We start from the raw sequence: 24303 nt of genomic DNA, 5'->3' as shown, positions 1-24303 counted from the left end.
CTCCCTGGCATCTGGCTCTGGTCTGAGATTAATGGCTGATGCGCAGTATCTTGAAGCCATTGGCGGTAGCGACTTCCTCGACCTGGCTGAAGCAGCGCGCGGCCCACTCTTCGTAAGGTAAATGACGATTGGCCACAATCCATAGTTTGCCTCCTGCCCGTAATTGCTTGCGCGCATTGGCAAACAGCTGTTCGGCAAACTGATAATCGGTTTCCTTGCCGGCGTGGAACGGTGGGTTGCTGATGATGGTATCGAAGTAGCCATTGACCTGGCCCAGTCCGTCACTGGCCACAATATCTGCTTTTACGCCCATACGGGCTGCGTTCAGGGCACTGCTGCGCAAGGCGAAGGCATCGGTGTCTGCCAGCGTAAGATTGATGTCGGTGCTGCGTAATGCCTGACTGATTCCGAGCAGGCCAGAGCCGCACCCCAGATCCAATACGTTGCCATGCAGTGGCTTGAGCTGGGCCAGCAGTAATTCGCTGCCCTTGTCGAGGGAACCCTGGCTGAACACTCCGGGCAAGGAGAGGTAATCCCGGCCGTCATAATGGGTAGCCTTGGCGAGAGCGAGCCAGTTGAAAGACGCTTGTTGGGGCCGTAACAACGCTGACCACAAGCTGCAGCGGCGGGCGCTATCGTGTTTCATGGTATCGGCCAGATGCTTGATTGCATTGTTGATGCTTTTGCCGCCGCTGTCGTTGGAGCCAACCAGCCAGACTTCTGGCAGATGTCGGTGAGCCGGAATCCGGGTCAGCATCTGTACCAGGGCGATGGCCAGCTGTTTGGCTTTGGGCCAGACGATAATGACGCGTTCGGTATTGTCTGGCAGTTCAACTTCGGGGATGGCGAAGGTGACCTTGTCTTCTCCGAGGGCGGCCAGCATGACCTGATAGCAGCGCCAGTCCCAGGTTTGCACACGGCATCCGGCGCCGCGTACCATGGCTAGCCAGGCCGGGTCGGTCTCACTTTCACTGGTCAGAATCAGTGTGTTGGCAGTCAGTAAATCCGGGTGGCGGGTCAATAACTGATAGGGGGCCTGGTTCATGCCGTCATTCCTTGCACTATGTCTCGTACGTTTAATGCTGCTATTTGGTAATCGTCACCAAGCGGGACCAGCCCTTGTTGGCGTAGCGGACCATCAAATTCACTGGCCTGCCCGGTAACAAACAGCGGGCAGCCGGTTTCTGCGGCAATGGTGTGTAATTGCTGGATACGTTCTGTCGAAGGAATTACTTCTATTTGTAGAACTGCGACGGGCCAGTGTCGGCACTCGTTCAGTAACAGAATAATCTGATCCAGCGCCATCAGGCCGGACAGACGGGTGGCTCCAAGGCCCAGCTGGCGGATCAATAACCCCAGCAACAGCAAGTTGATTTCGCTGTCTCTGGTGCAGTTGGCCAGCAGGATTCGAGGTTGTGTGGTGACGGCCGTGGTGTCGCTCTCTGACAGTCGCCAGGCCAGTCGAGCCTGTAGAAAAGAACTGAAAAAACACAGTCTGGCGTCGCCCAAAGGCTGGGATTTGCTCTCTTTAAGTTGACGATAAAAGGGTACAAACAGAAATCTCAGGGCCAGTTCAACCGGAAAAAACTGGCTGACTTCATCAAAGGTGGAGGCCAGCAAGCGGTCGTCAAAATGTTGGGTTGCTTGTTGCAGCAGCTCCCGGTAATGCTGCCATTGAGAGGGTTTGGTCGCCGTCAGGGGACTATCGTTATTGGAGTCGCCATTGGCCAGCATGGCCTGTGCCTGGGAGATGGGGATACCGCGATTCAATAAGGTGGTTACTTGCTTGATCAGTTGTATGTCTTGCTCGGTGTAGAGGCGATGGCCCTTGGCGGTTCGTTTCGGTTCAATCAGCCCGTAACGCCGTTCCCAGGCGCGCAAGGTGATGGCATTCACGCCTGTTTCCGCAGACACTATCCGGATTGGATAATACGCAGCATGGGAGTCAGAACCATTGCCTGTCATGTTAGGAGCTCTTGCGTTATCTGGTAACAATCAGGCTGTCACCTCGGGTGGACGGTTACCGGGCCAGTGGAGAAAATCCGCACACTTGCCAATGGTATACAAAGGTGTACAGATTCTATTCTTACATTGCTACAAAGTAAAAGTCGCCTTCCAAGTCTGTCAATTACTTGACCAGGACAGAGGGGCTGCTTAACTTGCCGGAATGATAACTTGGAGAGTGGGTATGTTTGCTGATGCGTCAGATCCTCAAGGGCCGATCAGCCTTGAGCTGTTGAAAAAAGCGATTGATGTCTCCAACGATGGCATTGTGATTGCCGAGCAGGAAGGTGACGATAATATTCTGGTGTACGTCAACAGGGCGTTTGAGCGTATGACGGGCTATCAGGCAGATGAAATCCTTTATCAGGACTGCCGTTTTTTGCAGTTGGGCGACAAAGACCAGCCTGCTCTGGAGGAAATTCGCCAGGCGATGGCGGCAGGGCGTTCTGCCCGTGTGGTGCTAAGGAATTATCGCAAGGATGGTTCGCTGTTCTGGAATGAACTGAGTTTGTCGCCGGTATTCAGTGACGAAGAACAACTGATGTATTACATCGGTGTGCAGAAGGACGTAACCTCGACGATAGACGCTTTGCAGCGAGCCGAAAAAGCGGAAGCGGAGCTGGCCGAATTACGCCAGAAGCCGGCTTGAATCATCACCCGGCGACATAAAAAAAGCAGAGACGCGATAGCGCTCTGCTTTTTGGGGAACATTAAAGCGCTGCCTTTGGACGCCGATTATTTGGCGTTGTTGTAGGCTTCGGCAGATTCCATGATCAGGCGACGTGCTTCATCGGCATTACCCCAGTCACGCACCTTGACCCATTTGCCAGCTTCCAGATCCTTGTAATTTTCAAAGAAATGGGCGATTTGGTTGCGCAGCAGTTCAGGAACGTCATTTACGTCCTGTACGTCATCATAAATTTTGCTGAGTTTTGTGTGAGGCACGGCCAGCAACTTGACGTCTTCGCCACCTTCGTCTTCCATGTTAAGTACAGCAACCGGACGCGCGCGAATAACGGAACCAGGTTGTACCGGATACGGTGTGATGACCAGCACGTCCAGAGGATCGCCGTCACCCGCCAGTGTATTTGAAATGTAACCATAGTTGGCTGGGTAGAACATCGGTGTGGCCATGAAACGATCGACCATCAGACAATCCATGTCCTTGTCGATTTCGTATTTGATCGGGGCGTGGTTGGCTGGAATTTCAATAACGACATAAACATCGTTTGGCAGGTCTTTACCTGCGGAAATGGCGTTGTAGCTCATTTTATTTTCCTGGGATTGTTGAGTTATTTGAGCGGATTATAGCCAAGCAGCTCTTGTTCTGTCAGGTCTACATCAGTATAAAACGGCAGGCATCGACCAAAGATGCAGGCACGATGGTTTGATAGCTTGAACAACGAGAAAAAGAAATACAACTTATGGCGGTATTAGTCTGGACCCTGATGGTTATCTCCTTGTTCTGTATCGCAGACAAGGCGATGGCCAATAATCTTGAAGAAGAGCTGATTCCGGGCTTGGCGGAATCATATCGTCTGGATGATGAGGATCTTCCGGTTGTTCTGACTGCGACCCGATTGCGCCAACCCCGTGCCGAAGTGCCTGCCAGTGTAACGGTGATCGATGCTGAGCAGATTGAGGCCTGGAACGTCACCACCTTGCCGGAATTGATGCGTTTTGTTCCCGGCATGTTTATTGGTCATGGGGATGACGAAAATAATGCCTCCCTTGCCTATCATTCTTCCAGCCCCAGTGTGATGCGGCGCTTGCAGGTGCTGGTGGACGGCCGTTCGGTCTTCCGGGCGGGTATTGCATCGGTGGTTTGGGATGATATTCCCATTGCGCTGGAAGATATCCAGCGTATCGAAGTCACCCGAGGTCCGAGTTCGGCGACCTATGGATCGAACTCATTTCAGGGAGTGATCAATATTATCAGCAAACATCCTGGGGATACGCTGGGTGTGCGCCTGCGTTACCGGAATGGTAATCAGGGTGAAGACGACAGTTTTGCCAGTTATTCCTGGCAGCAGGGGCGCAGTGCCAACCGTCTGACCGTACAGATCAATGCATCCGATGGCTTTGACGGGGCGGGCGCTGAAAACGGTGCAGATGAGTTACGAGACAGCAAGCGCCACGGCTTTATCAATTTTGATCAGCAGCGGAACTTCGATGGCGCTTGGCAGTTGCATACCCAGGCTGCTTACAAGAGTGGTCATACAGATATTCGCAAAAGTGATTACGATCAGGTCGCCCCGGATCAGGACACACGTCAGGGCATGCTGATGGCAAAATTGTCGCGGGATTTTAATGCCAACCACTCCGCCTCATTACGAGCCTACTGGCAGCATGACCGGCGCACGCAAGAAACCTTTGTGCGGGTGCCGACTGCCTTGCTGGACCCGGCTCTCTATGATCTTTATCGTGATAATCCGCAACTGGCCTCGCAGGGGGTGAGTGTTCCGGTGGTCAGTGCGGTTGCATCCGGGGCGTCGGCAGAGCAGCTGGAAGCGTTGGCGGCATCTGCGGGTTATGCGCTGGATGTCAGTGAGTCTGACCTGGCCTATTTACAGGAGATAGTGGCTAACACGGGTGGCGACCTCTCCAATCTGTCACAGCAGGTAAACGGTTATACCGACTCCAATATAACCGACGAGCGGTTTGATATTGAATTTCAGGATACCCGCCGCTGGAACCGGTCACTGCGTACCGTCCTGGGTGTCAGTATGCGCCGCGACCAAGTAACTTCCGAGACCTACTTCGGCGGCAAGGTAAATAACGATACCTACCGGTTTTTCGGTAATCTGGAGTGGCGTCAATCCGATCGCCTGATTGTGAATATGGGGGGGACCTACGAGCGTGAAGACGCCAACAAGGACGCCTTTTCTCCTCGAGTGGGCCTGAACCTGTTGTTGGCGCCACAACAAGGAATTCGCCTGATTCATTCCGAGGCGGTGCGCTCACCCGATTTGCTGGAGCAAAATCCCAACTATAATGTAACCATCAGTGGCCTGGATGATAATTATCTGGGCATTTCGGAAGGGACGTTTTTTATACATCAATGGCCGGAGTCCCGGGATCTCGATCATGAACGAATTATCAGTACGGAACTTGGCTACTATGGCCGTTTTTCAGGCCCTGATATTGAAGTCGATCTGAAGTTGTTCCAGGAGCATATGACACATTTGATTGCGGACTCCATCCAGCTGCGGAGCCTGGCTATCGGCTCGGATAGCCAGATTGATATCGACGGTGCTGAACTGCAGGTTAACTGGCGCATCCGGCCAACCGACTGGATCTGGTTGTCGTCGGCCTATATTAATGTTGAACTCAAGGGCGAAGAAGGCGAGCGGCGTCAGCAGCGTGTGGATACCAGACTCAGCGCCCAGGACAGTGTGGTGGCCAGCTGGCATCATAAAGCGCAGAACTGGAGTCTGACGGCTTCTCATTTCTGGTACGACGCCTACAACAGCAAGTACAGCCGTCACGGAAACCGTTATCGGCGTTACGAGATCAGTATGAAGGTATTTGACCGGGTTGGTCGCTTTAACCCCTGGCTGGGTTTTCACTTGCAGCATTTGGTGGATGACGGCAGTCTGGTGTACGTGAATCAGCAGTACTCGACCACTAATCTGTACAATGTACAGGTTGGTCTTAATTTCTGACAAGGAGTGGATGCTTGCATGGATGCATGGTCTTTCAGGCAATGGCTTAGATTATTGGCTCTCCCCTTGTTGATCGGGCTGAGTGGTACTGCCAATGCATTGGAATTACTGTTTATTACTCACAAGATTGTTGGGTTGGTCAGTGAGTTGGCAGAAAAAACGGCGACCGGTTCGGACGCCCGTTCGACAGTGTTGTTGTTAACGGACCCGGCTATCAATACTGCGGTTGCCAGCGCTGATGTGGTCGTGCTGGTTGGCCCTGTGGCGATACAGCAGGTGGCATCGCTGCCGTTGCCAGACGATATGCCGGTGGTGGCGGCACTGATCACACGTGAAGACAGCATCAATGCCGATTATCTCTCCAGTGCGCTGTATCTGGAACCACCGCTGATGCGTCAGGTAGCGCTCGCACACGAGATTATGGGCCGCAAAGTACCGCTTGGATTACTGGCAAGCAGTCCTGAACGGTTACAGACCTTGTGCTGTTCTCCTCAAGCTCTCCGCGAGCACGGTGTCAGTGCGTATTTTATCAATGACTATCCCAGCATGAATCGCGCCCTGGTCGACCTGTTACAAGATAATCAGGCGCTGGTGGGTATCTATGACCCGGAATTGTTCAGTGCGGCCAATATCAAGAATATCCTTATTACCGCCTACCGCCAGAACCGGCCACTGATTGGGCCATCCAGTGCTTATATTCGTGCCGGAGCATTGGCGACCACTTATAGTGATATTGATGACATCGTGCGCCGTCTGGTGGAGATTATTCAGCAAGGGTTGCGCTCCGGCCACTGGCCTGAGCCGGGTTATAACCCGTATTTCAATGTACGCTACAACGGGCAAGTCGCTCGCTCGCTGAACCTGGTGCTGCCGGATGAACAAGAGATGGTCAGCCGTCTCCGAGACCGGGAACAACCATGATTTCGGTTCGACGCTGGTCGATCCGTCTAAGAATCCTGCTGGTGGCAACCATTCCTGTGGTGCTGGCAGCAATGCTGATTACCAGCTATCACATGGTGCAACGCTGGAAAGAAGTGCAGCGTGAAACCGATAGCCTGTCGAGTATTGCGCTGGATCATTTGGCCGTTGGTGCCGAGTATCCGATTTTTTCGGGTAACTATCAGTTACTGGACCCTGTGGTCGCCGCGGTACTCAAACAGCCATTTATCGTCGTGGTCGAGATACTGGATGTGAATGGCCAGACGCTCTATTTTCAGCAGTCCGAGCGTTATGGCGACATTCCGGCGGATGATATCCGTATTCTGGTTCGGGATATTGTGCCTGAGATGCCCGCTCTGGATGGCTTCGCTGAACTGGATGCCCGGAGAGCAGTGAATCCTGCGCGGATTGGTCAGGTGCGTATGCAGGTGGCCAATACGATCATGAGCCAGCGCCAGCGGGCCATTATGTACCAGTCGCTGTTTACCGGACTGGGCTTTATCCTGATTTCGATACTGGTGGCGGGGGGGATCTCGACAACGATTATCCCGCCGTTGGAGCGGTTGGTTTCTTTTATTGGTCATTTGGCCCGAGGGGAGGTCAAACAACGTCTGGTGGTCGATAGTGGCGCCGAGATCGGTAATCTGCAAAAGAGTGTCAACCAGTTGGCGGCGTCACTGCAACAGGCTCAACAGGCGCATCGTCGCTATACCGCACAGCTGCGCCAGGAACAACACAAAAGCCAGCAAGCCAGTCAGGCCAAAAATGAATTTCTGGCGATGATGAGCCATGAATTACGCACGCCACTGAATGGTGCTGTGGGAATGTTGCAGCTGATTGACCGGAACAACAGCCCGGATGAGTTTGCCGAGTACAAGTCGACGGCCGAGCAGTCACTGACCAATCTGACGCAGCTGTTGGAAGATGTTCTGGTGGTGGTGGATACAGATAAAAACAATTTGCCAGTGGCATTTGCCGAGCATTCCCTGCCTGCAACACTGGATGCCCTGACGCACGAGTTCAGCCTGCAGGCGCTGGAAAAGCGTTTGTCGTTTGTCGTCGAATATGACGACGAGCTGTTACAAAACAAGATTCAGATAGACCCTTCGTTAGTACGGCAAATCGTGCGACATCTTGTTGATAATGCCATCAAGTTTACCGAGCAAGGGTATGTGGTGGCGCTCCTCTCGATACATCATCAAGCGCTGAAACACTGGTTATGTATTCAGGTGCATGACACTGGTATTGGTATTCCGCCTGACCAGCGTCAGCAGGTGATGGAAGCCTTTTCCCAGATTAACTCATCGTTCAGTCGCCAGCACAGTGGTGCTGGCCTGGGGCTGACGATTTCCCAACATATCTGTCAGATACTGGGTGGCAGTATCCAGATTCAGGATAACGATGGAGGCGGCACCAGGGTGATGGTCAATCTGCCCGTCAAGCCGGTGGCTTCTGCTGAGCCTGAGGATGCTGGCCCGATCAGTACTGCACTCAGCGTTCTGATTGTTGAAGATAATGACATCAACTATCGGGTGGCTAAAAAGATGATTATCAAGGCTTTCCCGGAGACGGAAGTCGTGGTGGCAGAAGACGGGGAAAAATGTCTGCAGCGCGTGGAAGAACAGGATTTTGACCTGATTCTGATGGATTGCCAGATGCCGGTTCTGGATGGTTTTGAGACCACTCGTTGTTTACGGGCCAGGGGAGTGACAACACCGATTGTTGCCTGTACGGCAAATGGCTCGGAAGTGGTATTCCGCCGCTGTATTCGTGTTGGAATGAACGACTATCTGAGCAAGCCGGTTTCATTGGCTGCGATGAAAGCTATCCTGATGAAATGGGGACAACAGCAAACCGATGCAGAGGCCAACACAATCGATGGTTGACCTCTGGTATGACGCAGATCCGGGCAGTGTTACTGGTGATACTGCTCGACGATCGTGACTTCAGCGGCAGAACCCATAACCACCGGGACGCGTTGATGAATACCCTCGGGTTGAATCGACATAATGGCGTCACTGGCAGTGCTGCAGCGGCCACCAGCCTGTTCCATCAGCATGCTCATGGGGTTGGCTTCGTACATCAGACGGAGCTTGCCAGGCTTGCCAGGATCGCGGTTATCAAACGGGTACATGAAAATACCACCGCGGGTCAGGATACGGTGAATCTCCGCCACCATGGCCGCCACCCAACGCATGTTGTAACGCTTGCCCAGTGGGCCGGTTTCACCTTTCAGCAGGTCATCAACATATTGCTGCATGGCCGGATCCCAAAAACGCTGGTTCGACATATTGATGGCGAATTCGGCGGTTTCTTCCGGTACCTGGATGTTTTCTTTCATCAGCAGGAACTCTCCCATACGGGTGTCCAGTGTGAATGAATACACGCCATGACCAATCGTCAGCATCATGATGGTGGATGGCCCATACAGTACGTAGCCAGCCGCTACTTGCTGATTGCCGGGTTGCAGATAGGCTGCCTCATCTCCGCCGAGCGTGCCTTCCGGCGCTTTCAGGATAGAGAAGATGGTTCCAACGGTGACATTGATGTCGATGTTGGAGGAGCCATCCAGTGGATCAAACAGCACCAGATAGGAACCGTCGTCGTTGCAGGCAACGGGGTCTGGTTCTTCTTCGCTGGCGATACCTCGAACAGCGGGCACCTCGGCCAGTGAGTCCTTCAGCAGATCGTTGGCAATCACATCCAGTTTTTTCTGGCATTCACCTTGTACGTTTTCTTGCTCGGCGCTGCCAAGGATACCGGCCAGTTCACCGAGGGTGAGCTGGTGGGCGATATCTTTGCAGGTCACCGCTAACTGGTCGATGACATCGATCAGTTCTGCCTGATCGCAGTGCTGCTGTAAAAAAGTCCTCAATCTAAGCATGGGTCGCTAGGCCTCGTTGGTCACATTCTTTCCGTTGCGGCGATACTACCGGAATCAGGTGCCAATTGCAGTGTTGGCGGCTGGTGACGACCTGATTTCGCTTTCTTGTAGCGACAGACAGGTCGATTTATCTGTGCTTGGGTCAGCGAGAGGCAACGGCTACACTAGCGGCCTTTTGTTAGTTTGCAGGGGTAGTTGGCCATGCGTGTTCATATTTTGGGAATTTGTGGCACCTTTATGGGGTCGCTGGCGCAGTTGGCCAAAGCGCTCGGGCATCAGGTGTCGGGCAGCGATCATGGAGTGTATCCGCCGATGAGTGAACAACTGGCGGCAGCGGGTATCGAGCTGATTGAAGGCTTTGATCCTGCGGCGATTCCTGTGGATACCGATCTGGTGATTATTGGTAACGCCATGTCGCGAGGCAATCCATCGGTCGAATATGTGCTGGAACGGGGGCTTCCCTATTGCTCCGGTCCGCAATGGATGAACCAGCACTTGTTGCAAGGGCGCTGGGTCGCCGCAGTTGCGGGCACACATGGCAAAACCTCAACGGCCAGTATGCTGGCCTGGATTCTTGAATGTGCCGGCATGGCTCCGGGATTTCTGATCGGTGGCGTACCCGGGAATTTTCCGGTATCTGCGCGCTTGGGTGACAGTCCGTTTTTTGTGATTGAAGCGGATGAATACGATACCGCCTTTTTTGACAAGCGCTCCAAATTTGTTCACTACCTGCCACGCACTGTGATCATGAACAATCTGGAATTTGACCATGCGGATATCTTTGACAACCTGGCCGCCATCGAACGCCAGTTTCATCATCTGGTACGACTGGTTCCGGCCTCTGGACGGATTATATTACCGCGCTTCGAACCCGCACTGGAGCGGGTGTTGGCGCAAGGCTGCTGGAGTGACGTTGAACGCTTTGGTGAGCCGACTGGCTGGCATGTCCGCAAACAGCGGGAGGATGGCGGTGAGTTCTCGCTGTGGCAGGGTGAGCAGTGTCTGGGTCAGGTTCAATGGACCTTGAACGGTGATCACAATGTGAATAACGCCTGTGCGGCGGTGTTGGCAGCCCGGCATATGGGGGTGCGTTCAGAGCAGGCATTAGAGGCGCTGGCGTCGTTCCGCTTGCCGCGACGACGGATGGAATGCCTGGCTGATACCGGTCAGGTGAGTGTGTATGACGATTTTGCTCACCATCCGACAGCCATCAAGACCACACTGGCTGGAGCCAGAGCCGCCATGCCTGCTGCTGGTCGTTTGATTGCGGTGCTTGAACCGCGCTCCAATACCATGAAAATGGGGTTGCACAAGGATACCCTGCTGCCTGCGGTGGCTGACGCTGATCTCTCTTTCTGGCTGGAAGCGGAAGGACAGGGATGGAGTTTGGCTGAGCGTTTGCCTGAGTCACAAGGGCAGTGCTTCCATGGTACCGAGGCGTTGTTGGCGCATTTGCAGCAGCACGTGCAGTCGGGTGACCGCGTGGTATTTATGTCCAACGGGGGCTTTTCCGGCTTGCCTGCCCGCTTTGCCCGTTGGCTAACACAACAAGCCGAGAGTACTCCCTCGTGACAGAACGTCGTATCTGTATCGCGGTGACCGGTGCTTCCGGTTCGCCCTACACCTTGCGGTTGATCGAAGTGCTGCTGGCCGCTGATCAGCCGGTAGATCTGATCTTTTCGAAGGCGGCCTTGCTGGTGATGGCAACCGAGACCGAATTACAATTACCGGGCCGGCCTCAAGGACAGGCCCGGGTGTTACAGCAATATTTTCAGGTGGACGAGCAACGTTTGCGCGTCTTTGGCCGTGATGACTGGATGTCCCCCTGGGCCTCTGGCTCTGGCCAGCCGGGCACGCTGGTGATTTGTCCGTGCAGTACCGGTACATTGTCTGCGATTGCGGTGGGTGCCAGTGATAACCTGATTGAGCGGGCGGCTGATGTGGCATTAAAAGAGGGCCGCCAACTGATTCTGGTGCCACGGGAAAGCCCGTACTCAGAGATTCATCTTAATAATATGCTGACCCTGAAACGTATGGGGGCGACGATTTTGCCGGCCAGTCCGGGGTTTTACCATCAGCCACAATCGGTGCAGGATCTGATTGATTTTGTGGTCGCCCGTATTCTTAATCAACTTAATATACCCCAGTCGCTGATGCCGCTGTGGGGAGCAACTTACCAGCCAGGAGAAGTACCCGGTGACTGAAGCCAATAACGAATCAAATCAACAGGCGGTCGAGCCGCCGGACATGACCCGCTGGGCATTAATCGGCTTTGTTGCCGGTGTCATCCTGGCTGTACTGGCGATGGAGTATTACGGTTTTGTCAAACATCCCTCAACGACTGACAGGGCCCGTATCGATGAGTTTGTGCTGATGTCTCTGGAGCCGGGTTATGACGTCAAGGTATCGCACAAGGCATCCGGAAAAGAAGCCTTCTGTGTGGATGGCTATTTATTGCTGCGACCCACCAATGGTCATGAAGTGGCCGGTATCCTGGTTGATAGTAAAAACCGACCGGTTGCGTGTCGGGAGACGCTGGGACACGGGCAGCCAGAGGCTGATAAAGCTGGGGAATAAGCGGAAAAGAGTGTGATAGGCCGATTGTTATCGGCCTTTTGACTGGTCGCAACCATCAAACAGAACCATCAAGCTACAACTAACAACTAACAACTAACAACTAACAACTAACAACTAACAACTAATCAAGACAATCAACAAGATACACAACCCACAAGACTGGCTGGTGGCAGCCTTGCAGGTTGTTGATCGCCGGCCTATTTGCCAGACAGGTATTTGATCAGCTCATCCGAACCACCGATGTGCTCACCACCAATGTACACCTGTGGCACGGTTTCGTTGCCAGTAATCGCCCGCAACGACACAATGCTGGCATCGGTGCCCATAACGATTTCTTCGTAATCCATACCGGCCGCTTCCAGTGCACCCTTGGCACGGGCACAGAAAGAACATCCCGGTTTGGTGAAGAGTGCTACCGATTTGGGTTTTGCCGCATCGGCATTGATATAGTCAAGCATGGTATCCGCATCGGACACTTCAAACGGGTCGCCTGGCTTTTGTGGTTCAATAAACATTTTTTCGATGATGCCGTTTTTCACCAGCATGCTGTAACGCCAGCTGCGTTTGCCAAAGCCGATGTCATTCTTGTCGACCAGCATCCCCATACCTGAGGTGAACTCACCGTTACCGTCGGCAATCATGCGAATGTTGCCTGCTTCCTGATTGGCAGCCCAGGCATTCATAACAAAGGTATCGTTGACACTGATACAGATGATTTCATCAACACCGTTGGCCTGAAACACGCTGGCCAGTTCATTATAGCGAGGCAAGTGTGTGCTGGAGCAGGTTGGCGTGAAAGCACCGGGTAGTGAAAAAACAACAACGGTACGATCTTTGAAAATATCATCACTGGAGATTTGTACCCAGTCATCGCCGACACGGGCGGGCCAGCTGACGGATGGTACTGGCTGGCCTTCTTTGTTGATCAATGTAGTCATGGTTGCTCCTTGAGCTGGATGTTCACAAGCGGATAATGTCTGTCTGGATCATGTTTAGCACTGTCTGGTCAGTATGGTATGTTCTTTTTGGTTATAAAAGTTCATTGGTTTGTTTTTTCATGATCCAGATGCGCTATCTGCTTTCATCGCTTTTCGCGTATCACTTTGACGTATGATAGCGGCTTGGCCGTCATGTTATGGTGAACCGTATGTTGATAGAAACCAGTTCGGATCTGATTGTCTCGAGTCATGTTACTCAGCTGGCGAATGGTACCTGTGTGGATGCCGCGACCCTGTTAAATGGTTGTGTTCTGACCATCAGTTGTGATGGGTTGGCTTTGTATCGCCATCTGGATGCCCTGCAAGATCCTTTGGGGAATGGCCTGATCCGTAGCGTGGCCCTGACAGCAGAGGCGTGTTTGCCTGATTGCTCGCCCCTGATTCTGGAATACCGGGCGGGTTATGTCGGTCTGGAGGGCGGGTTTGTGCTGCTGATCGGGTTGAATGATGTGCGCCTGTTTGCTTGCAAACAGGATGCTTTGAGTAATACAAATGAATTGCAGCGACTGTCGTTGCAATACCAGTAATAACGCAATGGGCGGGGAGTCACAGGTTTGTCGGTAAATCCTTTTTACAGCTATGTGATTGGTGCAGACCGCTCGATTGGTCAGTGTCTGACCAGGGCGCTGGCAGCAGAAAACTATGTTTACAAGGGCCTGGCGATTGAACGGCAGGAGCGCCTGTCGGTGCAGTCGACTGGCCAGCCGTTTTTTGTGCTGGTGCCGTCGCTGTATCATCCCGGTGATCTGAGTGAGGTGCTGGCCTGGGTCGATCTGGCAGACAAGCATGATGCGCCGGTGGTGCTGGTATCGTCACTGGCATTGTTTGCCGCCGACGATTCGCATCGGTTTTCAGAGTCAGACGAGCAGTACAGTTCGTCTGAGTTGGGTATGCTCCTGCAAGAAGTGGAGCAACGAATCCGCCAATGTCGCCGACACCTGATCTTACGGGTGGGCCAGACGTTTTCGGTACAGGCCGGGGACTTTGCTCATGCCTTGCTGACCCGTATCCGCGACAGTGGTCAGATTGAAGTTGATGATCAGCGTACCTTCAGTCCGACACCGGATGATGATATTGCCAGTGTATTACTGGCGATGCTGAAGCAAGCGGACTGTAGCGATGAGTTGTGGGGGACGTACCATTTTTGTGGTGTCGAGCCGGTGACATCCTACGCCTTTGCCGAAGCCCTGCTGGCTGAAGCCGGGCAGTTTGAAGACTTGTCTTGTGCCCGCTTGATAGAACACAGCGATGGAATATCGCCCGCTATCTGGACTCCAAACGGCGATGTTGCACGACTGTTCCACACCTTCGGGATCAAGCGCAAGCCATGGCGAACCGGGTTGGGGCGTCTGGTACGGCGTTATTATCGGGCAGCATGATATATCGCAGGAATGCGGTGGCTGTCAGACATAAAAAAACAGGCCAGCGGGCCTGTTTTTTTATGTCTCCTGACTCAATCACATCAGACTTATGACAGATTCAGGGCACTGGATTCCTGATACAGCGTCATCAGCTTGTCGGTGATAACCGTGCGGATACTTTCGCGATCGAGAGATGACAGGGATTGTAATTCATTCAGCCGCAGGCGGTGCAGATGGAGACAAGGCAGCTGATCGTTAAACTCGCGCAGATCGCCTTTCATCAGTACTGGCAAGAACGGATCTTCGCTATTGGAGCGCCGCAGAATCTGTCGAATGCCTTCCTGGAAAGGAATAGGGACTGAGCGTACGTTTTTATCCCGGTGAGAAATAATCAGATACAAACCACTTTTGCCAATCAGGTTGCCGGGAATCACGTGCAAGCCGGTGGATTGTACCGCGGTTGGATTCAGGTGGTTAAACGTATCGTGGAATGCATAAGGGTCCGGCAGGATCACCAGCTGGCGATGTGCTTCTTCAGGGAAGAAGACATTGTAGTTGGTATAAAGCTGACGCACGGAAGAAGAGAACACACAGAAGTGGTTCTCGAACTGTTTGACAAAATTGACGGCCCGCTTGTGCTGGTGGATTTTTTGAAGATCCCACACCAGGTCCGCGTTACGTTGTTGTTTCACAGAATTCATCCTGTATACCTTACGAGTAATATGCAGTTTAACGTATGGGCCCAACGTTACTAGATTTTTCGGTAACGGGGCAGACTAATATGCCGCATTTTGTATTTTGTGGACAAAAATTGTCAGTGATCAAGCCAGAGTGAGCATTTGTCGACGGCCTTTATTTCTGACAACGTCTTGTCAACTCCCAACGAACATCAGTATGGCAGCTTGAATAGCGGGAAACTGTGCGTTGGTCGGAGGGTGTGCTGTTAACTCTGTCCCAAACGGGGAGGACAAAACAGTTGGGTCGAAGTGACCAAAAGTGTCAGTTCACTCATCAGCAACCAGGCATTGCCCCCCTGGCCTTTGGCAGCAGCGTCCACTTTGGCGGCGATGATCAGTGCTTGCTGTAGCTCTTGCCGCGTCAGTCGGGAGAGTGCTGTCTTGTAGCTGCCTTGTTGCCGTGGCCAGACCCGTGCTTGCTTGAACGCTTCTGCCAGGGCTTGGCCGGTCTTGCCAGAGAGGGTGAGCAGCTGGCGAATTTTATGGGTCAAGGCTCCGAGAATGGAGAGCACTTCAACCCCCTCTGCGCGCAAATGCGACAGAATCCGGCTGGCATCCTGGACACTGCCATCGAGGCAGGCATCAGCAAAGCCAAACGCCGTGAAGCGGGCATTGTCTCCCAGTGCGTCCAGCAACAAGTCTTCTGTAATACGGCTCGCACCACTCATGCGCAGCTTTTCTATCTCTTGTACCGCAGCCAGCAGGTTGCCTTCGGTCTGGTGGGCCAGCAACGCGATCGCGGTCGGGTCGGCCTGCAAGCCGGCTTGCTGCAGGCGATGGCGTAGCCAGCCAGCGTACTGGTTGCGTTCAATCGGCCAGATTTGCACCAGCGCGCCGTGCTTGTCGACGGCTTTGTGCCAGGCGGTATTTTGTGACTTGCTGTCGAGACGTGGGCAGATAATCAGCAGCAGGTTGTCGGGATTGGGTCGTTGTAACAAGGCTTTGAGGGTATCGCCCTTATCGCTGGGTTTGCCATTGGGAATCCGGATTTCCAATATTCGGCGACTGGCAAACAATGACATGGCATCGGCTTCATCCCGGAGCTGGCTCCAGTCGAACCCGGCTTCTGCATGAAAAAGCTGGCGCTCCTCAAAACCTTGCTGCCGGGCGGCGGCCCGAATCTGGTCGCAGGCTTCCATCACCAGCAAGGGTTCATCACCAGATACCAGATACACCGGTAGCAAGGGCTTGCCCAGATGTGCGAGTAGCTGGTTGCTATGCAGCTTCAAGAGTCGCTCCGAATGTGCTGAAGACGGATCAGCAATAGTTCCACCATACGCTCGGTGAGGCGCTCACGAGTGGCGTCTTCTTCCAGATCGGTGGCAATCACCCGGGTGACGTCATTGTCAAACCAGGATTGGGTTGACAGCGTGATGGGGTCGGCAGCATCGGTCGAAGTGACCAGCCGTCCCTGAAGTTCGGCTTCCAGTTGGTATTCCGCCACCTGGCCTTCACTGTTAATCGTCAGGGTGCGGCGACTGATCGTGAAGGATTGGATGTCCAGCACGGCCTGGGCGCTGTCACCATGACTGACCAATAGCCAGCCCTGATTTTCCAATGCCTGTTGCAGGCGCTGGTTAAACAGGTTGCTGGCCTGGCTCTGCAACATCAGGACGGTGGTGTCTGCGGGAGGCTGGTAAGCCCCGCGCAGTTGCCAGCCGCAACCACTGACCAGCAAGGTCAGTAGCAACGGCAGGAGGCTGTATGGCCGACGAAAATAGCTCAAGATAGTGTGCCTGTTCAGTTCGCGACGATATTGACCAGCTTGCCGGGTACAACAATCACCTTACGTACCGTTTTGCCTTCCAGCTGCTTCTGGACTGCTTCGTCAGCCATGGCCTGAGCCTGCAATTCATCCTTGCCGATCGTGGCACTGACATCCAGTTTGGCGCGTAACTTACCGTTTACCTGCACAACGACCTGAATGGTATCGGCAACCAGTGCGGATTCATCAACCACTGGCCAGCTGGCATCAATCACCAGCCCTTCGTTGCCGAAGGCAACCCAGAGTGCCTGGGTAATATGCGGCGCCATCGGGCTGAGCATACGAATCACCGCGTCCATGGCTTCGGCAGCCACAGCACGGCTGGACTCAACCGCAAGGTCGAGTTTGGTCAGGGTCTTCATCAACTCCATGATGGCCGCAATGCCAGTATTGAAGTTGTAACGGCGACCAATGTCATCGGACACCTTGGCAATGGTTTCGTGCAGCTTGCGACGGGCGTCCTTGTCGGACTTGCTCAAGGTAACGGCTGCCACTTCGACCGGGTCGAGTTGCTGCAGCTCGAAGGCCAGACGCCATACCCGCTGAAGGAATTTCTGGGAACCCTGGACGCCGGAGTCTGACCATTCCAGTGTTTGCTCCGGGGGCGCTGCAAACATGGTGTAGAGGCGGACGGTATCGGCACCGTATTGGTTGATGGCTTCTTGTGGGTCGACGCCGTTGTTTTTGGACTTGGACATCTTGCTCATGCCGGAATGTTGTAATTCCAGCCCGTCGGCGGTGCGTTTGGCGGCGATCATGCGGCCTTTTTCATCACGCTCAACGGTGACTTCCAGCGGATTGACCCATTCCTTGCCGCCATTGGGGTTGGTGTAGTAATAGGCGTCCGCCAGAACCATGCCCTGGCAGAGCAGGCTTTTGAAAGGCTCATCGCTATCAACCAGGCCGGCATCACGCAGCAGCTTGTGGAAGAAGCGGGCGTACAACAAATGCAAAATGGCGTGTTCGATACCACCGACGTATTGGTCTACCGGTAACCAGTAGTTGGCTTCGGTCGGGTCAAGCATCTGGTCGGCCTTGGGCGAGCAGTAGCGGGCGTAGTACCAGGACGACTCCATAAAGGTGTCGAAGGTATCGGTTTCACGGAAAGCAGGAGCACCGTTGAACTCGATGTTTTCGAATGCCGGATTATTCTTGATGGGAGAGTTCACACCATCCATCACCACATCGGTAGGCAGGATCACGGGCAACATGGAAGCCGGTGCTGGCACTGATTCGCCGTTTTCGGTACGGATGATCGGAATGGGCGAACCCCAATAACGCTGGCGGCTGACACCCCAGTCACGCAGGCGATAATTGGTGGTGACTGTGCCTTTGCCAAGCTCGGCCAGTTTGGCGGCGATGGCATCGAACGCCTGTTCGAAGTTGAGGCCATCAAATTCACCGGAATTGATCAGGGTGCCTTTTTCGGTATAGGCAGCCTGACTGAGGTCGATTGCATCGCCCTCGTTGGCGGCAATCACCTGTTTGATATCAATGCCGTATTGGGTGGCAAATTCAAAGTCGCGCTGATCATGGGCAGGAACGGCCATAACCGCGCCGGTGCCAAATTCCATCAGGACAAAGTTGGCGACCCAGATGTCGACCGTTTGGCCGGTCAGGGGATGGATGGCACTGAAACCGGTTTTCAGACCCTGTTTGTCCTTGGTGGCGACGTCGGCTTCGGCGGTACCGGCTTTATTGCAGGCTTCAATAAAGGCTGCCAGCTCCGGATTGTGGGCCGCGGCTTCACGTGCCAACGGGTGGCCTGCAGCTACGGCAAGATAACTGACACCCATCAGGGTGTCCGGACGGGTGGTATATACTTCCAGCTCATCGTCCCGGCCTTGCAGACCAAACGTCAGCTGTATGCCACGGGATTTGCCAATCCAGTTGCGTTGCATGGCTTTGACCTGATCTGGCCAGCCATCCAGCTGGTCGAGATCGGCCAACAGTTCTTCTGCGTAGGCGGTGATGCGGATAAACCACTGTGGAATTTCCTTGCGCTCAACCGGGGTGTCACAACGCCAGCAGCAACCGCTGATCACCTGTTCGTTTGCCAGTACGGTCTGGTCGTGAGGGCACCAGTTGACCGCGGATACTTTTTTGTACGCCAGGTCTTTTTCAATTAACTGGGTGAAAAACCATTGTTCCCAGTGGTAGTAATCCGGGTCACAAGTGGCAATTTCACGTTCCCAGTCGTAACCAAAACCCAGCGATTTCAGCTGGGTTTTCATGTAGGCGATATTTTCTTTGGTCCACTTGCCTGGCGCGACCTGGTGTTTGATGGCGGCATTTTCTGCAGGCAGACCAAAGGCGTCCCAACCCATTGGTTGCATCACATTCTTGCCTAGCATGCGCTGGTAGCGGGAGATGACGTCACCGATGGTGTAGTTACGGACATGACCCATGTGCAGTCGGCCGCTGGGGTAGGGGAACATTGACAGGCAGTAGAATTTTTCTTTGCTGGCATCGGCCACTGCGCGGAATACCTGATTTTCTTGCCACTGTTGCTGGACAGCGGGTTCAATGTCGTGGGGAGCGTAAGTCTCTTGCATCATGTTGGTTTTGACGTCGGGTACGTGATTGGGAAAGTAGGAAAGGGAGTTTAACCGAATGCGCCCGGCGCGAACACCGACTGAACCGCGGAGTCTGTTGATTGGGCCAGAGGACAATGCGTGACAATGTCGCGTTCGACGTATTCTGAACGACCGTGCTCCAATAGACCTGTTGACTCAGGTCAGTAGCTGTCCGACAAACTGGCAAAACAGCCCATTCAGGGGTTGGAGCAACGCAGCCGGATCGGTATTTTATCGGATCATCACTGGGACTGTTATGGCAATGAAAAATATCATCCAACCTGTACTGTGTTTGCTCCTGTCGTTGGGGCTGTTGTCCGTCTCTGTGCAGGCGGAGACTGTTGACGAATTGTTGGCCGATATGGCTCGTATCCAACAAGACCCGGTAGCACTGAAAGCTGCTATTCAGCAGGGAGAATATCGCGGTACCTTGTGCTTTTCCTGTCACGGCAAGGATGGCAATAGTACCCGGACATATATTCCCAATCTGGCCAGCCAGAATCCGTCCTATCTGTTTACCCAGTTTGAGCACTTCGCCAGCGGCGAGCGCAAGGACTATGTGATGAGCAAGCTGGCCGGGCAGATCAGCGATTCGGATCGGGTCGCGATCGCGCTGTACTTTGCCAATCGCCCGGTTATGGAAAGAGAGGCACCGGTTGCGTCTTCCCCTGAGGGCAAGGCGCTGTTTGAGGCGGTGTGCTATGTCTGTCATGGAAAATCGGGTCATGGTTCCCGCGACTATCCCCGGATTGCAGGCCAGCCTTATGAGTTTCTGGAAACAACCCTGCTGAACTTCAAGAACAAGAATGTGGATCGGAAAACATCGCCAATGATTGGTGTGGTCCAGAATCTGACCGAGCAGCAATTAAAAGACCTGGCAGCGTATGTGACCCATATGCCCTGATTATTAACAGCAGTCCGACTTCGCATAACCGGATACCGGGTTATGCGAAGATTTTCTCGCCCGCTGGCTGCTCTGCTAGACTGGTCTGCCCGACAGACCAGTGACCTCGCCATGACACATTCTCCCATTGATTCTTCTGCCTTATGTTCCTCTGCCCGTCGTTGGCAATTCTGGGTTGATCGTGGTGGCACCTTTACCGATCTGGTGGCGTTACGCCCGGACGGTCAACTGGTGACGCACAAATTGCTGTCTGAAAATCCGGATCATTATGACGATGCCGCGATTGAAGGCATTCGTCAGTTATTGGCGCTTTATCCAGACCAGGGGCGTCTTATTGGTCAAGTAAAAATGGGTACTACGGTCGCCACCAATGCACTGCTGGAGCGCAAGGGGGCGGCGGTGGCGCTGTTCATCAGTCGTGGCCTGCGCGACCAGTTGCAGATTGGCTATCAAACCCGCCCAGATCTGTTTGCCGTTGCCATCGAACAACCCGAGCCGTTGTATCAGGCGGTGTACGAAGTGCCAGAGCGGATATTGGCCAGTGGTCAGGTTGACTGGCCGCTGGACCTGGACGCTGCCCGTGTGCAACTGCAGGAAGCCAGGGACAACGGTATTCGTGCGGTCGCCGTGGTGCTGATGCACGCTTACAAATACCCGCAGCATGAACTGGCACTGGCGGAACTGGCGCTGGCGCTGGGCTTTGAACAAATCTCCCTGTCCCATCAGGTCAGCCCACTGATCAAACTGGTCGCCCGAGGCGAAACCACTCTGGCAGATGCCTATCTGACGCCGGTATTACAGCGTTATCTGATACATGTTGAACAGCAGCTGCAGGCGATTTGCCCGGATGCGACGTTGTCATTGATGCAGTCGAATGGTGGCCTGGCAGCGGCGGCCTTGTTATCCGGCAAGGATGCCGTTTTGTCTGGTCCGGCCGGTGGTGTGGTGGGCATGGTACGTACCGCCAGTGCCGATGGATTTGAGCGCCTGCTCGGTTTTGATATGGGTGGCACCTCAACGGATGTCAGCCATTTTGCCGGTGAGCTGGAGCGCGAGACCAGCACCCGTATTGCCGGTGTCGGTTTGCGGGTGCCGATGATGAATATTCATACTGTGGCGGCTGGTGGTGGTTCCATCGTCAAGTTTGCTGACGGTCGGTTACAGGTCGGACCGGAGTCTGCCGGTGCCAATCCGGGGCCGGCTTGTTATCGTAATGGTGGGCCGTTAACCGTCACCGATTGCAATGTTTTGCTGGGGCGTATCCAGCCACAGTATTTTCCCAGTTTGTTTGGGCCGAATCAGGATTTACCCCTGGATGTGGACAGCGTCCGGCAACAGTTTCAACAGTTGGCACTTGAAGTGAGTCAGCAGACCGGGCAAGTGCAGACCGCAGAATCACTGGCGCAGGGTTTTCTGGCCATCGCCGTTGATAATATGGCCAGTGCCGCCAAAAAAATCTCGGTACAGCGCGGCTATGATGTACGGGACTACGCCTTGGTTGCCTTTGGTGGTGCCGGCGCCCAACACGCCTGTCAGGTGGCAGAGGCAATGGGCGTGACACAGGTCTACCTGCACCCGATGGCTGGGGTATTGTCCGCTTATGGTATTGGTGTTGCGGATCAGCGTTGGCTGGGAGAACAGCCGGTCGAAGTGGTACTGGCCGAGATGGACACCGTTCGTGAACGGGTTTGTCAGCAATTAAGCGATCAAGCCCGACAAGCGTTACCGGATTCTGCCGGGGTGACGGATCAGTGGCGTGCTTATCTGCGTTACCAGGGTGCCGATACGCCCTTGTTGGTAACGCTGGCTACGCCAGACAAGATGACCGCCGAATTTACTGCCCGACACCGGCAACTGTTCGGGTTTGCGGCTGCGGATCAGGCCTTGATCTGTGACGCCATTCAGCTGGAACGTATTCAGCCCGGTGAACCATTACCCCGGTTGCTGCCGACAGCCAGGGCCACTCCCGAGCCATTGGCCACCATCGACATGGTCTTTGCTGATGGTCGGCAGCCGGTCACTGTCTATCCTCGCGCCCGTTTGCCCGGTGGCTTTTGTGCTGCCGGGCCACTGCTCTTGACCGACAGTAACAGCACGTTGATCGTTGAGCCGGGTTGGGTGTGCAAGGTGATTGCCAGCGGCGCACTGGTACTGGAAAAGATGCCAGATACCGTGCAGAAACAGGCGCTCCTATCCGTGCCGCTATCGGATATGGCACTGCCTGACCCGGAACCATCCAAGGCGGATCCGGTACAACTGGAAGTCTTTAATAACCTGTTTATGGCCGCCGCAGAGCAGATGGGGCTGGTGCTGGAAAAAACCGCCAGCAGCGTCAATATCAAGGAACGGCTGGATTTCTCCTGCGCCATCTTTGACCGTCATGCTGAACTGATTGCCAATGCGCCTCATATTCCGGTGCACCTTGGCTCCATGAGTGACAGCGTGCTGGCCGTCGTCCGTCGCCACCCGGAAATGGAAGCGGGGGATGCCTTCGTGCTGAATTCGCCCTATGAAGGAGGCACACATCTACCAGATATCACCGTCGTCAAACCGGTTTTTATTGACGGTAACTGTTCCGGAATGGCGGATTTTTTTGTGGCGGCTCGTGGTCATCATGCTGATATCGGTGGCATAACCCCAGGATCGATGCCCGCCAATAGCCAGCATATTGAGGAAGAAGGTGTACTGATCGATAACCTGTTGCTGATGCGACACGGGGTATTGCAGACGGATTCAATGCTGGATGTGCTGACGAACGGCCGTTACCCGGCGCGTAACCCAGCGCAGAATATGGCCGACCTGAAGGCCCAGCTGGCGGCTTGTGAAACCGGTGCCCGAGAGCTGGCGCGTCTTTGTCAGCGTTATGGTCGGGAACGGGTACATCAATACATGGGCCATGTGCTCGACAATGCCGAAGATACTCTGAGAGCGTGTTTGGCCCAGTTGCCATCGGGGCAGTTCGAGCAGCGGATGGATGATGGCACCCGCTTTGCGGTAACGATCAAGGTTGATCAGCAGGCGCGCAGTGCCCTGATTGACTTTACCGGCACCGGTTATCGGCCGGACCAGGCCATGCATCCGGGCAACTTTAACGCGCCCACATCCGTGGTCCGAGCTGCCGTGTTGTATGTATTCCGGGTGCTGGTGGCTCGGCCGATTCCGCTGAATGCTGGCCTGTTCCGGGCGTTAACCATTCGGGTACCGGAGGCATCGATTATTGCCCCTTGCTATCCGGCGGCAGTGGTCTCCGGCAATGTCGAAACCGCCCAGTATCTGGTTGATACCTTGATGGGCGCACTGCAGCTGATGGCGGCCTGTCAGGGCACCAATAACAATCTGACCTTTGGTAACAAACGTTACCAGTATTACGAAACCTTGTGTGGTGGCGCCGGTGGCAGTGCTTCGGGAGCCGGTGCCAGCGCAGTGCACAGTCATATGACCAACTCACGGCTGACCGACCCGGAAGTGCTGGAGCAACGTTACCCGGTGGTGCTGGATCACTTTCATTTACGCCGTGGCTCGGGTGGCGCTGGCCAATACCCGGGCGGCATGGGCGTTGAGCGGCATATCCGTTTTCTCGAACCGATGACCGCCAATATTATCAGTGGCCGCCGCCAGGTAGCCCCTTTCGGGATTCAGGGGGGGGATGCCGGTCGTTGCGGAGTCAATCTGGTGATGCGCGGTCGTACCGCCGCCGGAGAACCGCTATCGGTATTGCCTGTTGCCGGTTGTGCCCGACTGGAGTTGCAAGAGAACGATACCTTGGCGATTCATACACCGGGTGGTGGTGGTTACGGTACCGCCACTGTGCCAGTGGCTGGACTCTAAAACCCAAGTGCGGCTGTCGGGATTAGTCAGGATTGTGGTAATCTGGCCGCTGTTTATTCACCTTA

General features: G+C 54.3%; 20 protein-coding genes. 11 read left to right on the top strand and 9 right to left on the bottom strand.

The window, feature by feature from the left end; all coding sequences use genetic code 11:
- Positions 1 to 28 precede the first annotated feature (28 nt).
- Positions 29 to 1045: a class I SAM-dependent methyltransferase gene (locus Q4551_RS04980; protein ID WP_303432140.1), complete on the bottom strand. Its 1017-nt coding sequence runs from the start codon at positions 1043 to 1045 to the stop codon at positions 29 to 31.
- The gene (locus Q4551_RS04975; protein WP_303432138.1) at positions 1042 to 1965 is read right to left on the bottom strand and encodes a MerR family transcriptional regulator; all 924 of its coding nucleotides are present in this window, start codon (positions 1963 to 1965) and stop codon (positions 1042 to 1044) included. The genes Q4551_RS04980 and Q4551_RS04975 overlap by 4 nt, the downstream gene beginning before the upstream one ends.
- Positions 1966 to 2188: 223 nt before the next feature.
- Between Q4551_RS04975 and Q4551_RS04970 the strand changes: the two genes are divergently transcribed.
- On the top strand, positions 2189 to 2653 hold the full coding sequence (locus tag Q4551_RS04970; RefSeq protein ID WP_303432137.1) for a PAS domain-containing protein: 465 nt from the start codon (positions 2189 to 2191) through the stop codon (positions 2651 to 2653).
- Between the two features lie 86 nt (positions 2654 to 2739).
- Here the strand turns inward: Q4551_RS04970 and ppa are convergent, their stop codons facing one another.
- Entirely contained in the window at positions 2740 to 3273 is a 534-nt protein-coding gene (ppa, locus tag Q4551_RS04965) for an inorganic diphosphatase (RefSeq protein WP_303432135.1), read from the bottom strand.
- Between the two features lie 155 nt (positions 3274 to 3428).
- Here ppa and Q4551_RS04960 point away from each other — a divergent pair, with 155 nt between their 5' ends.
- The 3 genes from Q4551_RS04960 to Q4551_RS04950 are packed head-to-tail and all read left to right on the top strand — an operon-like array spanning position 3429 to position 8494.
- Positions 3429 to 5669, top strand: coding sequence for a TonB-dependent siderophore receptor (locus Q4551_RS04960; protein WP_303432134.1), 2241 nt, complete (start codon positions 3429 to 3431; stop codon positions 5667 to 5669).
- 18 nt (positions 5670 to 5687) lie between these two features.
- Positions 5688 to 6590: a hypothetical protein gene (locus Q4551_RS04955; RefSeq protein WP_303432132.1), complete on the top strand. Its 903-nt coding sequence runs from the start codon at positions 5688 to 5690 to the stop codon at positions 6588 to 6590.
- Positions 6587 to 8494 (top strand): response regulator, encoded by a 1908-nt coding sequence (locus Q4551_RS04950; protein WP_303432131.1) that lies wholly within the window; start codon positions 6587 to 6589, stop codon positions 8492 to 8494. Before Q4551_RS04955 ends, Q4551_RS04950 begins: the two co-directional genes overlap by 4 nt.
- Positions 8495 to 8523: 29 nt before the next feature.
- Here the strand turns inward: Q4551_RS04950 and Q4551_RS04945 are convergent, their stop codons facing one another.
- A complete protein-coding gene (locus Q4551_RS04945) occupies positions 8524 to 9492 on the bottom strand; it encodes a class 1 fructose-bisphosphatase (RefSeq protein WP_303432129.1) in 969 nt (322 codons plus the stop codon).
- 201 nt (positions 9493 to 9693) lie between these two features.
- Between Q4551_RS04945 and mpl the strand changes: the two genes are divergently transcribed.
- Genes mpl through Q4551_RS04930 form a run of 3 tightly spaced genes read left to right on the top strand, consistent with a single transcriptional unit; the run spans position 9694 to position 12069 of the window.
- Positions 9694 to 11064, top strand: coding sequence for a UDP-N-acetylmuramate:L-alanyl-gamma-D-glutamyl-meso-diaminopimelate ligase (mpl, locus tag Q4551_RS04940; protein WP_303432127.1), 1371 nt, complete (start codon positions 9694 to 9696; stop codon positions 11062 to 11064).
- Complete coding sequence (locus tag Q4551_RS04935; RefSeq protein WP_303432126.1) at positions 11061 to 11696, top strand: flavin prenyltransferase UbiX; 636 nt, start codon at positions 11061 to 11063, stop codon at positions 11694 to 11696. Before mpl ends, Q4551_RS04935 begins: the two co-directional genes overlap by 4 nt.
- Entirely contained in the window at positions 11689 to 12069 is a 381-nt protein-coding gene (locus Q4551_RS04930) for a hypothetical protein (RefSeq protein WP_303432125.1), read from the top strand. The genes Q4551_RS04935 and Q4551_RS04930 overlap by 8 nt, the downstream gene beginning before the upstream one ends.
- A 197-nt stretch (positions 12070 to 12266) precedes the next feature.
- Here the strand turns inward: Q4551_RS04930 and Q4551_RS04925 are convergent, their stop codons facing one another.
- Positions 12267 to 13007, bottom strand: coding sequence for a glutathione peroxidase (locus Q4551_RS04925; RefSeq protein ID WP_303432123.1), 741 nt, complete (start codon positions 13005 to 13007; stop codon positions 12267 to 12269).
- A gap of 209 nt (positions 13008 to 13216) precedes the next feature.
- Here Q4551_RS04925 and Q4551_RS04920 point away from each other — a divergent pair, with 209 nt between their 5' ends.
- Both Q4551_RS04920 and Q4551_RS04915 read left to right on the top strand, forming a co-directional pair.
- On the top strand, positions 13217 to 13594 hold the full coding sequence (locus Q4551_RS04920; RefSeq protein ID WP_303432121.1) for a hypothetical protein: 378 nt from the start codon (positions 13217 to 13219) through the stop codon (positions 13592 to 13594).
- A gap of 27 nt (positions 13595 to 13621) precedes the next feature.
- Complete coding sequence (locus Q4551_RS04915; RefSeq protein WP_303432120.1) at positions 13622 to 14446, top strand: sugar nucleotide-binding protein; 825 nt, start codon at positions 13622 to 13624, stop codon at positions 14444 to 14446.
- An 89-nt stretch (positions 14447 to 14535) separates the two neighbouring features.
- Here the strand turns inward: Q4551_RS04915 and Q4551_RS04910 are convergent, their stop codons facing one another.
- The 4 genes from Q4551_RS04910 to leuS all read right to left on the bottom strand — a co-directional run bounded on the left by Q4551_RS04910 (position 14536) and on the right by leuS (position 19485).
- Complete coding sequence (locus tag Q4551_RS04910) at positions 14536 to 15129, bottom strand: hypothetical protein (RefSeq protein WP_303432118.1); 594 nt, start codon at positions 15127 to 15129, stop codon at positions 14536 to 14538.
- 242 nt (positions 15130 to 15371) lie between these two features.
- Positions 15372 to 16394: a DNA polymerase III subunit delta gene (holA, locus tag Q4551_RS04905; RefSeq protein WP_303432116.1), complete on the bottom strand. Its 1023-nt coding sequence runs from the start codon at positions 16392 to 16394 to the stop codon at positions 15372 to 15374.
- Positions 16391 to 16891, bottom strand: coding sequence for an LPS assembly lipoprotein LptE (gene lptE / locus Q4551_RS04900; RefSeq protein ID WP_303432114.1), 501 nt, complete (start codon positions 16889 to 16891; stop codon positions 16391 to 16393). Before lptE ends, holA begins: the two co-directional genes overlap by 4 nt.
- 14 nt (positions 16892 to 16905) lie before the next feature.
- Positions 16906 to 19485, bottom strand: a complete 2580-nt coding sequence (leuS, locus tag Q4551_RS04895; protein ID WP_303432294.1) for a leucine--tRNA ligase — start codon at positions 19483 to 19485, stop codon at positions 16906 to 16908.
- Positions 19486 to 19768: 283 nt separating this feature from the next.
- Between leuS and Q4551_RS04890 the strand changes: the two genes are divergently transcribed.
- Positions 19769 to 20410, top strand: a complete 642-nt coding sequence (locus Q4551_RS04890; protein ID WP_303432113.1) for a c-type cytochrome — start codon at positions 19769 to 19771, stop codon at positions 20408 to 20410.
- A gap of 42 nt (positions 20411 to 20452) precedes the next feature.
- A complete protein-coding gene (locus Q4551_RS04885; RefSeq protein WP_303432110.1) occupies positions 20453 to 24238 on the top strand; it encodes a hydantoinase B/oxoprolinase family protein in 3786 nt (1261 codons plus the stop codon).
- The last annotated feature ends 65 nt before the right edge of the window (positions 24239 to 24303 follow it).

It is taken from the genome of Oceanobacter sp. 5_MG-2023 (assembly GCF_030548165.1).
In the GTDB taxonomy this organism is placed as follows: domain Bacteria; phylum Pseudomonadota; class Gammaproteobacteria; order Pseudomonadales; family Oceanobacteraceae; genus Oceanobacter.
The sequence above is the reverse complement of the archived record's forward strand: the minus strand, read 5'-3'. Positions and strand labels throughout refer to the sequence as shown.